The organism is Planotetraspora thailandica (assembly GCF_016863335.1).
Taxonomy (GTDB): domain Bacteria; phylum Actinomycetota; class Actinomycetes; order Streptosporangiales; family Streptosporangiaceae; genus Planotetraspora; species Planotetraspora thailandica.
This window is the reverse complement of record NZ_BOOR01000052.1, coordinates 18,965-30,035: the sequence shown is the minus strand read 5'-3', so window position 1 is coordinate 30,035 and position 11,071 is coordinate 18,965. Positions and strand designations below refer to the sequence as shown.

General features: G+C 65.5%; 15 protein-coding genes. 5 read left to right on the top strand and 10 right to left on the bottom strand.

Annotation, left to right across the window (positions count from 1 at the left end; genetic code table 11):
- The first annotated feature begins 280 nt into the window (after positions 1-280).
- Positions 281-694 carry a glutaredoxin domain-containing protein gene (locus tag Pth03_RS41730; protein WP_239119455.1) on the top strand — a complete coding sequence of 138 codons (414 nt, stop codon included), beginning with the start codon at positions 281-283 and terminating at the stop codon, positions 692-694.
- Positions 695-721: 27 nt separating this feature from the next.
- Here Pth03_RS41730 and Pth03_RS29180 read toward each other — a convergent pair whose 3' ends face one another.
- The 5 genes from Pth03_RS29180 to Pth03_RS29160 form a co-directional block, all read right to left on the bottom strand.
- Positions 722-943, bottom strand: coding sequence for a tyrosine-type recombinase/integrase (locus Pth03_RS29180; protein ID WP_239119454.1), 222 nt, complete (start codon positions 941-943; stop codon positions 722-724).
- A 522-nt stretch (positions 944-1,465) separates the two neighbouring features.
- The gene (locus Pth03_RS29175; RefSeq protein ID WP_203947621.1) at positions 1,466-1,861 is read right to left on the bottom strand and encodes a VOC family protein; all 396 of its coding nucleotides are present in this window, start codon (positions 1,859-1,861) and stop codon (positions 1,466-1,468) included.
- Between the two features lie 308 nt (positions 1,862-2,169).
- Positions 2,170-2,478 carry a hypothetical protein gene (locus Pth03_RS29170; protein ID WP_203947620.1) on the bottom strand — a complete coding sequence of 103 codons (309 nt, stop codon included), beginning with the start codon at positions 2,476-2,478 and terminating at the stop codon, positions 2,170-2,172.
- Positions 2,479-2,781: 303 nt separating this feature from the next.
- Entirely contained in the window at positions 2,782-3,201 is a 420-nt protein-coding gene (locus Pth03_RS29165) for a tyrosine-type recombinase/integrase (RefSeq protein WP_203947619.1), read from the bottom strand.
- A gap of 23 nt (positions 3,202-3,224) precedes the next feature.
- Positions 3,225-4,070 carry a helix-turn-helix transcriptional regulator gene (locus Pth03_RS29160; protein WP_203947618.1) on the bottom strand — a complete coding sequence of 282 codons (846 nt, stop codon included), beginning with the start codon at positions 4,068-4,070 and terminating at the stop codon, positions 3,225-3,227.
- A 144-nt stretch (positions 4,071-4,214) separates the two neighbouring features.
- Between Pth03_RS29160 and Pth03_RS29155 the strand changes: the two genes are divergently transcribed.
- On the top strand, positions 4,215-5,063 hold the full coding sequence (locus tag Pth03_RS29155) for an SDR family NAD(P)-dependent oxidoreductase (protein WP_203947617.1): 849 nt from the start codon (positions 4,215-4,217) through the stop codon (positions 5,061-5,063).
- Between the two features lie 331 nt (positions 5,064-5,394).
- Here Pth03_RS29155 and Pth03_RS29150 read toward each other — a convergent pair whose 3' ends face one another.
- Entirely contained in the window at positions 5,395-6,492 is a 1,098-nt protein-coding gene (locus tag Pth03_RS29150; RefSeq protein ID WP_239119453.1) for an AraC family transcriptional regulator, read from the bottom strand.
- Positions 6,493-6,577: 85 nt separating this feature from the next.
- On the opposite strand from Pth03_RS29150, the gene Pth03_RS29145 reads away from it, so the two are divergent.
- Complete coding sequence (locus Pth03_RS29145; protein WP_203947615.1) at positions 6,578-7,324, top strand: SDR family oxidoreductase; 747 nt, start codon at positions 6,578-6,580, stop codon at positions 7,322-7,324.
- Positions 7,325-8,082: 758 nt separating this feature from the next.
- Positions 8,083-8,607, top strand: coding sequence for a GNAT family N-acetyltransferase (locus tag Pth03_RS29140; protein ID WP_203947614.1), 525 nt, complete (start codon positions 8,083-8,085; stop codon positions 8,605-8,607).
- Between the two features lie 104 nt (positions 8,608-8,711).
- Here Pth03_RS29140 and Pth03_RS42620 read toward each other — a convergent pair whose 3' ends face one another.
- From Pth03_RS42620 to Pth03_RS29120, 4 genes are read right to left on the bottom strand one after another with little or no spacing between them, the layout of a single operon-like run.
- Positions 8,712-8,987 (bottom strand): DUF2617 family protein, encoded by a 276-nt coding sequence (locus Pth03_RS42620; RefSeq protein ID WP_373318609.1) that lies wholly within the window; start codon positions 8,985-8,987, stop codon positions 8,712-8,714.
- Complete coding sequence (locus tag Pth03_RS29130) at positions 8,984-9,205, bottom strand: helix-turn-helix domain-containing protein (protein WP_046086987.1); 222 nt, start codon at positions 9,203-9,205, stop codon at positions 8,984-8,986. The genes Pth03_RS42620 and Pth03_RS29130 overlap by 4 nt, the downstream gene beginning before the upstream one ends.
- A complete protein-coding gene (locus Pth03_RS29125) occupies positions 9,205-9,696 on the bottom strand; it encodes a DUF2975 domain-containing protein (protein ID WP_203947612.1) in 492 nt (163 codons plus the stop codon). Before Pth03_RS29125 ends, Pth03_RS29130 begins: the two co-directional genes overlap by 1 nt.
- 32 nt (positions 9,697-9,728) lie before the next feature.
- Positions 9,729-9,998 carry a hypothetical protein gene (locus Pth03_RS29120; RefSeq protein WP_203947611.1) on the bottom strand — a complete coding sequence of 90 codons (270 nt, stop codon included), beginning with the start codon at positions 9,996-9,998 and terminating at the stop codon, positions 9,729-9,731.
- A gap of 297 nt (positions 9,999-10,295) precedes the next feature.
- Here Pth03_RS29120 and Pth03_RS29115 point away from each other — a divergent pair, with 297 nt between their 5' ends.
- Positions 10,296-11,051 carry an NADPH-dependent F420 reductase gene (locus Pth03_RS29115; RefSeq protein WP_203947610.1) on the top strand — a complete coding sequence of 252 codons (756 nt, stop codon included), beginning with the start codon at positions 10,296-10,298 and terminating at the stop codon, positions 11,049-11,051.
- The last annotated feature ends 20 nt before the right edge of the window (positions 11,052-11,071 follow it).

Below are 11,071 nucleotides of genomic sequence, written 5' to 3'. Positions count from 1 at the left end.
ACAGCAAAGGCCCAGGTCAGAGGATGATTCCCGACCCGGGCCTTGATTGTTTCTGGGGCTGCTCGATCTACTCGGGCCATTAACGGGCCATTACTGTGGTCTAACGCGCTCTTCGCCTGTGGCGATCGTCCATCGCCGTCCGTCAGTGTCCATGTTCGTCCGTGCGCGTTGTCACCCAGTTGGACACAGTCATCGTCGCGTCTCTCGGTCTCGCTGACGTCGCCGTAGATCATCCGGCACGAGGTTCAGCGATCAAGAGCTTGAGAGATATGTTCCTTATGTGTCGGCGATCTCTAGCGTGCTCTCCACCACAGCGATCTCTTTCCTTGCGGCCTACACGCTGTGGCTAGTGCTCACCAATCTGCCTCGTCGAGGCTACGCCAGCTCGTTCAAGGATGCCGATCACGGGGGTGTGGTTCTCTATTGGCGGCCCGGCTGTCGCTTCTGCATGCGGCTCCGCCTCCGCCTGCGCTTCACTCGCTTGAGCTACCACGAGATCAACATATGGAAAGATCAAGAAGCGGCACGATTCGTCCGTTCTGTGGCAGACGGGAACGAAACGGTTCCGACCGTAACCGTGGCCGGCCGAGCTATGGTGAACCCGTCGCTCCAGCAGTTGATCGACGCTGTCAAAGTATCCGCGCCGCAGCTCCTGCCTGCCGAGGATGGCAGAAAGAAGCCGTCGCAGCCCTGACTCTCCTAGCTACAGGATCTCTGTGGATCACCCTGCGGGCATCTCGTCGGCGACGTCCCGCGCCTGGAGCTGCTTGTTGATCGCATCCGTGATCGCCTTGTCCGCCCCGCGTGCGGCGTGCTGGTAGATCATGGCGGCCCTTACGTTGTCGTGCCCCATCCGAGCCATCAGATCCTTGAGGCCTGCTCCGGACTCGGCGGCGAGCATGTTGCCGGTGTGGCGAAGATCGTGGAGGTGCAGACCGGGCATGCCTTCCGCGTGAAGGCGATGGGGGCGGCGTTCCTTCGGGCGGCTCCGACTCCGCCACGTGATCGCTTGGTCCATGAGGTGCGGACCCACTGAACGACTATCTCCACCTGCTGATCATCCTAGATATCGGTCACTCCCGGAACGGTATGGACGGTTTCAGGAGACCAAGCGGCCTTGCCGTAGCGGAGTACGACCGGCTGAAGGGCTGAGATCCTCGCCGGTTCCATCTGAGGGATGGACGGGAGTTCATTCCAGAGCCACCTGTGACGACCGCAGAGCGCGAGGTCTCGTGCCAGATGCGTGCCAGATTGAACGGCGATCAGCGGGGACTCACGGGAAGTCACGGGGACTCGACCACGCCTGAGCTGCACCCCTGTTTCCCAGCTCAGAGAGTGTAGATCACTAGCCGATTCCCAAGCTGACAGCGCGGGTTCGATTCCCGTCACCCGCTCCACACACAAAGGCCCAGGTCAGAAGATGACTCCCGACCCGGGCCCTGATCTTTGTCGGGCTACGCCTGGGCTAGATCAGGCCCTGGTCGGTCCAGATGACGCCCTTGTTGCGGCACAGGCAGAAGGGGTGGCCGATCGGGTCGGTGTAGACCCGCCAGCCGTAGCCGTCGGAACCGATGGAGTCCTGCTGCAGCGTCGCGCCGAGGTCGAGGACGCGGCGCTGCTCGGACTCGATCTCGTCCACTTCGAAGTCGAGGTGGAACTGCTTGGGGTGCTCGCTGTCGGGCCACTGCGGAGCGCGGTAGTCGTCCACCCGGATGAAGGCCAGCTCGACCTCGCCGAACTTGATGCCGGCCCAGTTCTCGTGGCTGCCTTCCTTGATCGGGCGGCCCGTCACCTCGGAGTAGAAGGCCGCCAGCTTCATCGTGTCCGGGCAGTCGATGATGAAATCGGTGAGTTGCAGCATTCCGCGATCTTGTCACAAGACCCATAGACGGTACGTTCGGACCTCGATGCATTGCGGTCAGCGGTGTCTTGGCATCGAGACTTCGTGCCAGATGCGTGCCAGATCGAATGGCGATCAGCGGGGTCTCACGGGAACTCACGGTCACTCCACCGCCCCAGAGCTGCAGACCCGTTTTCCAGGTCACGGGGGGAAGATCACTAGCCGATTCCCAAGCTGACAGCGCGGGTTCGATTCCCGTCACCCGCTCCACACACAAAGGCCCAGGTCAGGGAGCCGGAATCGGCCGACACAGAGGCCTGCACGAGGCGCTACAAAGCTGATCGATAGATCTCGACAAAACCGTCCGACGGCTGCATCGCCGAGAGATCAGGAACGTCGCACCCGGAACGAGCCGCCACAGCAAGTACTGCCTGCCGAAACCCCTCGATCATCTCGACGATGTCCATGTACTCCCCTGATACGTGACTGACATCCATCCCCACGACCCGCTGGTCATCCGGCGGAAACAGCGACGCATACACGGATACGCTCGTTATTTCCGGCCACGGGAACCCGGTGGTGCCGTTGGGATGTACCTCCCAGATCCCGACGTCGTCTGCAAATACTCGTATGGCCATGGGAACGCACCGTAGCCGACGCGTCAGGCCGCCACCATGTCAGCGTTTGCACTGATCGTCGTGCCAGATGCGTGCCAGATTGAACGGCGATCAGCGGGGACTCACGGGAAGTGACGGACTCGACCAGCGCCGAACTGCACCCCTGTTTCCCAGCTCAGAGAGGGTAGATCAGTAGCCGATTCCCAAGTTGACAGCGCGGGTTCGATTCCCGTCACCCGCTCCACACACAAAGGCCCAGGTCAGAGGATGATCCCCGACCCGGGCCTTGATCTTTTTTGATGCCATTTCGATCTTCCGTGCCCGTTACGTGCCCGATCCGTCTTGATCTTGCTTGGTCAGCGCCTCCGTGGCGAGCCTGCCCAGCGCGTCAGCGATGGCCCGGTCGCGCTCCATGGCGGTGTGCTGGTAGATCAGCGCAGCCCGCGTGGTCGAGTGGCCCATGCGGTTCATCAGCTCTCGCAGAGTCGCACCGGATTGCGAGGCGAAGGTGTTCCCCGTGTGCCGCAGATCATGAAAGTGGAAGCCAGTGAGCTTGGCCTCCGTGATCGCTTTGCTCCATGTCCGGGTGAAGTTCGCCCGCCGGAGTTGCGCACCCTTCGGCCCGATGAACACCAGGCCCTCTTCCCCCTCCCCCGCGTACGTGTTCAGGCGCGTGCGGAGATCAGGCAAGAGGAGTTCGGGCACAGAGACGATGCGCTTGCCGGCCGCTGTTCGCCGCGGCACGGACGGTTCCCCGGCGGACGGGCTCACCGAGAAGAGCGCTGGGCGGCGAGCGGTCCCAGGGAACCGAGAAGTGTGAGACGCTCCGCCGTCGGTGTGCCCGCCGCCGGCGAGAACAGGGCGAGGATCTGTGTGCGCTCCTCATCGACGAGCATCTGGCAGTCGAATTCCAGTAGGCCCACCTCGGGGTGCTGGATCCGCTTGCGTCTGCTGCGCATCACTCCCACCGAATGCAGACGCCACAGGGCCTCGAACTCGGGACTCGCCCGTAGCAGCCGTTTGACCAGGTCCTTCGCCTGCGCGTCGTCGCGGCGGACGGTCGCGGCCCGCAAGTCGGCGACGAGCGCCCGGGACTCCGTCGCGTGATCCTGAACCGGATACCCGGCCCGGGTGCGGGGATCGGTGAACCACCGGTACACCATCGTGCCCGCGGCACCGCGCAGCCGGGTGAGATCGCCGAAGACGGCCCGTGCCAGGTCGTTCTGGACCAGGGTGGCACCGAGGTCGGTCATCACCTGAGCCGGGACATCGGAAAGGCGGTCCAGCACACCGAGCAGGCTCGGCGCGACATGGTCGTCGGACCGCCTGCGGTCCGGCGGTCGGTGCCCGGCCAGCCGGAAGAGATGGTCGCGCTCGTCCAAGGTCAGGCGCAGTGCCCTGGTGATCGCCCGCAGCACGCCCGGCGATGGCTGCGGCGCACGATCCTGCTCCAGACGGGTGTAGTAGTCCGTGGAGATGTCGGCCAGGCGCGCGACCTCCTCACGGCGCAGTCCGGGAGTGCGCCGACGCCCCGTGCCTGGGAGGCCGACGTCCCCGGCGCCGAGCGCCTCCCTGCGCGCCCGCAGGAAATCTGCCAACTGCTTGGTGTCCACCCTTCGAGTCTGCGTCACAGCCAGACCGGCAGCCAGAGACCGCCGATCCCTGGGTAAGCCGACTCTGGTTGCGTCGGCGCCACGGAAGCACGCTGGTCAGGCGTCGGGAAACACCCGACCACCGAGCCTTCGGAGACATCTTCCATGAGTACTTCTCGTACCCCCCGGAACTGGTTCCTCACGGGTGCTTCCCGTGGCCTGGGCGCACACTGGGCCGAGGCGATCCTCGCCCGTGGCGACCGGCTCACGGCGACCTCCCGCAACGCGCAGGTGCTGCGTCCCCTGGTCGACCGCTACGGCGACCAGGTCCTCGCGCTGGAGCTCGACGTCGCGGACATGGCCGCCGTCAACGACGCCGTGAGCACCGCCGAGAAGCAGTTCGGGGGCATCGACGTGCTCGTCAACAACGCCGGACACATGCTGCACGGAGCCCTGGAGGAGCCTACCGACGACCAGATCAGGGCCCAGATCGACGTCAACTACCTCGGCGCAGTATGGACTACCCGCGCCGTACTGCCCGGCATGCGCGAGCGCCGCTCCGGACACATCATGCAGGTCTCCTCGCTCGGCGGTCTGGTGGCCTACCCGGCGCTGGGTATCTACAACGCCTCGAAGTGGGCGCTGGAGGCGATGAGCCAGTCACTCGCGGCCGAGGTCGCGGCATACGGCATCCATGTCACGCTCATCGAACCGATCATGTTCCCCTCGGGTCTTACGGCCTCCTCCCCCCAGGCCCGCCAGGACCCCGCCTACCAGCACGCGCGCGAGGCGCTCTACGCCGGCGCACAGGCCGCCGGTTTCGTCCTCGGAGACACCGCCGCAACCGCCGACGCCCTCCTGGCCGTTGCCGACGCGCCCGCTCCGCCGCTGCGCGTGCTGTTCGGCACGGGCGGCCTGGAGGCTCTGCGCACCGAGTACTCCGGCCGGCTCGCCGCCCTCGAGGAGTGGGACCACGTCGCGCGCCTCGCGCAGGGAAAGCCGAGCGGATCATGAGCCGCTCCGACCGGCACGCCGAGGAGCACGCAAGCATGTCCCGGGACTGGACACCAAGGGGCAGCACCGCTGTCGACCTTCAGGTGATGCTTGACGGATCCGTCTCGGGTGATGCTTTACACCGGGCCTAGATTCCGTAGTCGATGTTGCCGCTTGCTCGTAGCCGTTTCACCTTCTTGACGACCACGCGGGGATGGGCCGACAGCTCCTGGCCCTGGTAGAGGATCCGGAACTGGGTCTCCTCGAGGACGATGGTGACGACCTTGCCGCGGTGGATGCTGCCGATGGCCAGGCAAGCCCAGCAGCCCGCCTCGACGAGGTTGTACTGCGCCTAAGCATCGGCGGACACGCTCTGGCTGTCGGGAATCGTCAACGCTTCCGATTGCTGTCTTGCGTGGATCTTCGCGCGGTAGTTGCGCGGCGAATATCCATGAGTGCGTTTGAAGGCGTTGCTGAAAGCACTCTCGGAGGCGTAACCGAGGCTCGAAGCCAGGGAGGCAATCAGCGTCTCATCGTCCAAAAGAGCGCGTTCGGCGATGTGCATGCGCCAGTGGTGGAGGTAGGTGAGAGGTGGTACGCCTGCCGCCGCGCGGAAGCGCATGCTGAAGTTGGTGCGCGACATCGCGGCAGCCTGGGCGAGTTCTTCGAGATGCCAGCGGCGGCCGGGATCGGCATGCATACGGCGAAGGGCCGGCGCGAGGTGTGGGTCGGCCAGTGCGCGCAGCCAGCCGGCGGGGAAGGACTCGGGCGAGGCCGCCAGCGTGGAGCGGAGCACTTCGACGAGCAGAAGTTGGGCGTACTGATGGGATGCGTGATGGGTGCCTGGCCGTTCGGCATCCAGTTCGTGCAATAGACGATCGAGGATCCATTGGACGACCGGGGCCTCGGCGCTTTCCGCGCCGATTCGCGTGAGCGGCGGGAGCGCGGCCAGTAGCAGTTCCTCGCCAGTGGCGTTCAGGGCGACATGGCCTCCGATGATCACGGTGCTCAGGCCGGCTGGGACCTTCGTCTCCTCCGTAGGCGCCGCGCCGTGTTCCTGGTGATGGCTGGTGATCCGCACGATCGTCTCGCGGCCCGGACCGAACATCGGTGCCGCCTCAGCCGGTTCGAGCCCTGGATCGGAGGCGAGTTGCACGCTCTTCACGTCGTTGAGGACGGCCACATCGCCCGCACCCAGCAGCAGTGGAGCTTGAGGGCCGTCCGCTGTCACCCAGCAGGCGCCTGAGACGACACCGGCCAGCTTCAGCCGGGCCCGTGGCCAGAACCGAAGGGCCCACGGCGCCGTCGCCCGGAAACCGCCGGAGATGACTGAGCGCGCCTCGCTGAGGGCGAGCGCTTCGCTGAGCGGGTCGCCGGGCTCGGGGGCGGACAGTTGAACACGCCAGGACACTCCTGTACTGTCGCGCAACTTTTCGGGACTTTCAAGCATTCCGAGTCCCGATCGGTCGATCCCAGACTGAAACCGCACAGCACACCGCCTGTCGTCAGGACGGGCACGAGACCGGAGTTACCGTATGACCACCACCACAGCCCAGCGCGTCGCAATCATCACCGGAGGGTCGCGCGGCATAGGCCGGCGCGTCGCCGAGCGCCTCGCCGCAAGTGGGCTGGCCGTCGTCGTCAACTACGCACAGGCTGCCGCGGCCGCGAATGCCGTGGTCGAAGACATCACCGCCGCCGGCGGCACGGCCATGGCCGTACGCGCAGACGTCGCAAAAGAGGATGAGGTGGCGACGCTCTTCGACACGGTGGAGGAGGCTTTCGGCGGCGTGGACGTGGTCGTGCACGCCGCTAGCGCCCTGTCCAGGGGCTCGGTAGCCGACTTCGACCTTGATCAGCTCGACCATGCCATTCGTGTCAACCTTCGTGGCACCTTCATCGTTGACCAGCAGGCAGCCCGCAGGTTGCGACCGGGCGGTGCGCTCATGAACTTCTCCAGCTCTGTCACCCGGTTCTCGAACCCAGGGAATGCCGCCTACATCATGACCAAGGGCGGAGTGGAGGCGCTGACTCTGCTGCTGGCGCGGGAGTTGCGAGGCCGCGATGTCACGGTCAATGCCGTCGCACCCGGCGCCATCGATACGGATATGCTCCAGGAGTTTCTTTCGGGCCGTGAACATCTCCGCGCGGAGATCGCTGACCGCTCGCCGCTGGAGCGGATCGGCACCCCTGACGACATTGCCGAGGTCGTCCTTTTCCTCGCTGGTCCGGCGCGATGGATCAATGGCCAAGTCCTCTACGCCAATGGCGGAGCCATCTGATCGGTGACATCCTCGCGGCGCTGTACTCCCGGGGCCGCGACGACCAACGGAAGAACCGACCGCGTCTTGTCAGGCTTCCGCAAGGCACCGCGTCGTACTTCGGCTTGCCCCGTCCGGTGTGCAAAACGCGGTGCCCAGCGACCGCTGGCCGGTTACACCCGCGCAGAGTTGATCCGCCCCCAGCGAGCTTCGAATCGATCGCTCGCCTGTGCGGCGTTATCCGTGGAACGACTTCAGACCGGCTCCACGCCCGACACCCCGTCAGCTGCCCACCAGGGCCGAAGAACGCTTTAGCCCGAAGAGTGTACGGGAAGCATGCAGCGTGCCCGTACGGTCGGCAACCTGCGGGGATTCACGGGGACTCACGGTCACTCGACCGGCATACGCGCAGGTCACTGTTTTCCCAGGTCACTCGGCATGATGTTGAAAGACTTCCCAAGCTGACAGCGCGGGTTCGATTCCCGTCACCCGCTCCAACCACGAAGGCCAACGTCAAAGGATGATTCCCGACCCGGGCCTTGATCTTTGTTGGGGCTGTTTCTCACTCGCGTGCCAGATTCGTACCAGATCAGTCGATCTTGGCTCCGATGTGGGACGAATCATCGCCATGGCGTTCGACCAGGTGGCACCCGTGCGGAGCGCCGTGCCGCAGGGTGCGGCCCCGGCCGCAATGTCCCGCGCCCCAAAATTCGGGGAGGTAGGGTCCAGGCCAGTGACGCGATCTTGGCGGACGACCGCACCACAAGGGAGGTGGCGCGATGAGCGCGCATGAGGTACGACTGCGGCCCGTGACAGAGGACGATCTCGCCATGTTCCGGCGTTTCGCCACGGAGCCGGGGTTGATCGGCCTGGACTGGACGGGGTTCCGCGATGCACAGGCCCCGACGCGGCGCTACGCTACCGACGGTTACCTAGGCGAAGATGACAGCAGGGTCATCGTCGAGGTCGACGGCACGGCCGCGGGTGTCATGAGCTGGTCGGCCCGAGGGTTCGGGGTCTCGCGCTACTGGGAGATAGGGATCGCCCTGCTTCCGGACTGGCGCGGGCGTGGCATCGGCTGGCGCGCTCAGGCGATGCTGTGCGACTACCTGTTCACTCACACTCCCGTCGAGCGCATCCAGGCGGCCACTCACCCGGAGAACATCGCAGAACAGAAGTCGCTGGAGAAGGCTGGCTTCACACTGGAGGGCGTCCTACGCGCGGTGGAGTTCCGCGCCGGTCAGTGGCGCGACGGCTGGATGTACAGCAGACTGCGGAACGATCCGCCTCCGGCCAGTCACTGAGCCGCCTTTTCTGCGTGCCCGTTGCGTGTTTCCAGAGCCTTATCGATCTTCCGTGCCGATCTCGCGGATCTTGCTTGATCAGCGCGCAAAGGTGGCCATGAAGATCAGCACCCGGAGATGACTGTTGTGCCGGCGCCCCGTACGACGGTCACTGAGGAGTTCGTCCTCAGGACCTGGCCGACGGCGGGGTAGGTGTGGAGCGCGGCCCATTTGACGCGCTTGGGACTGCCTCGCAGTTCTACCTGCACCTCGGTGATCGATTGGACATTGCCCGAGAAGATTCCACGCAGCGCGTGTGGGTGGTCTTTCCACGATTCCGCATATAGATGTACGAAGCCGGTGGTGCCAGGCGTTTTCACGCCCAATCTGGGGCACGTCATCCGCCCGCGGCGTCCTCGGCCTCCCAGCGCAGCAGGTCGCCCGGCTGGCACTTGAGTACCTCGCAGAGCGCGGCGAGCGTCGCGAAGCGCACCGCCTTGGCGCGGCCGTTCTTGAGTACCGCCAGGTTGGCGGGCGTGATCCCTACGCGGTCCGCGAGGTCGCCCACGGACATCTTCCGCCTGGCCAGCATCACGTCGATGTCGACGACGATCGGCATCAGATCACCTCGTCCAACTCGGCCTGCATCTGCGCCGCTTCGACGTCGCGCGCGACGGCCTGGGCGAGCAGCATCCGCAGCACGAGCACGATGAGCGCGACCCCCAGGATGGCCAGGCCAATCCCGCCCATGATGACGGTGACGCCCGGGTCGTCCCGCTGGCCCGGCGCATTGAGGGCCGTGACCGCGAACCACAGGAGAGCAGCCGCCACGATCGCGCCGATCACGGCGTCCACGTACCGGAAGGCGGCGTGGGAGAACACAGTTCCGCGTCGCACCATCGTCACCAGCCGCCATACGCTGACCAGGGCGACCTGGCCCGACACCATGCCCAGGATCGTGATCACGCGCAGCGGGGTCAGCGGGAGCGACCCGTCCTCCGGGTCGCTCCCGCTGACCAACACCCACACCATCGATGCCTGTACGAACACGGTGCCGGCGAGCACCACCACGAGTACGGCGCGCAGCGCACGCACTGCCAGCTTTCCCATGACCCATCCTTCCATCGAGTTACGATGGGAATCTATCGAACTTCGATAGATGAAGCAAAGGGTTTGGAGTGGAGGGTTGGTGGCGGTTTCACACCGTGGCGGGACGCCGTCGCCCCCTCCCATGGCATGGCGTCCGCGCGAACCTTCTTGATCTTGTCGAAGCTGGCGATCCATGCGTCCTTGCCCGGGCCGGCGTCCCAGATCCCGATCTGCTGGACCTGACACTTGGTGTCCTTGCCGAGGATGACCTCTCCGCCGTCCTGGGTCACCGCCGGACGCAACCGTCGGCGCTTCGATTTCACGTCAACGCTTGCCACCTACCCGTGGACGCAACCTCAGCGTGTCCCCTGACCGGGGGAAGTTCCCATGGCACGGATCTGCTCTCAGGTCGGCGCAGGAGTTCCCTTTTTCGCAGGATCCGCCTGCCACGATGTCACCTAAGTGCTTCTCGTTCGGAGTATTTCTCCCACGCCGCGAGCGTCCGGCGGGCTCCGATGCCCGGTGGAAGCAACGAGCCGTCGGGCACGCATGCACCTGTTGCTCTCCCTGTTTTACGTCCGCCATCAGCGGCAGAGATTCCAAGGATTGTGGTGACACTCATGGCGACTATTGGATTGATCGGTAGCGGGCACATCGGCTCCGCGGTGGCCGGACTGGCCGTCGCAGCCGGATATGACGTGGTGCTCAGTAACTCCCGTGGGCCCGAGACACTCAAGGAGCTTGTCAGCGATCTGGGGCCGCGGGCCCGGGCCGCCACCCCGGCCGAGGCCGCTGCGGCGGGGGATCTGGTCGTCCTGACGATTCCCTTCAAGGCGCATCGGAACGTGCCGGTCGAGCCGTTGGCCGGCAAGACGGTCATCGACACCAACAACTACTACCCCGACCGCGACGGGCTCTTCCCCGAGATAGAGGACGGGACCACCACCGTCAGCGCCCTGATCCAGCAGCACCTGCCCACTTCGTACGTGGTCAAGGCGTTCAACAACATCTTTTTCCAGCACCTCGCGAGCCTGCGCCGTCCGGCCGGAGCCCTCGACCGCAGCGCGATCGCCATCGCCGGAGACGATGCGAACGCCAAAACGGCCGTCACCGAGTTCCTGGACCGCATCGGGTACGACACGGTCGACGTCGGACCGCTTTCCGAGGACTGGCGCTTCCGGGTGGACACCCCGGCGTACGGCGTCCCGTACGGCGACGGCCGGAAGGAATTCTGGGCGTCCCACCCTGATCCGGCGAACGCCGAGCAGCTCCGCAGCCTGCTCGCGGCGGCGATCGAGGACCCGGGTGTGCGTGCCGGGGAGGTTCCGGAGGGCTATGACCACGCCAGCGGCATGGTGCGCCCCACCGGACGGTGACCCTAAGAGTTCGGAGGGCC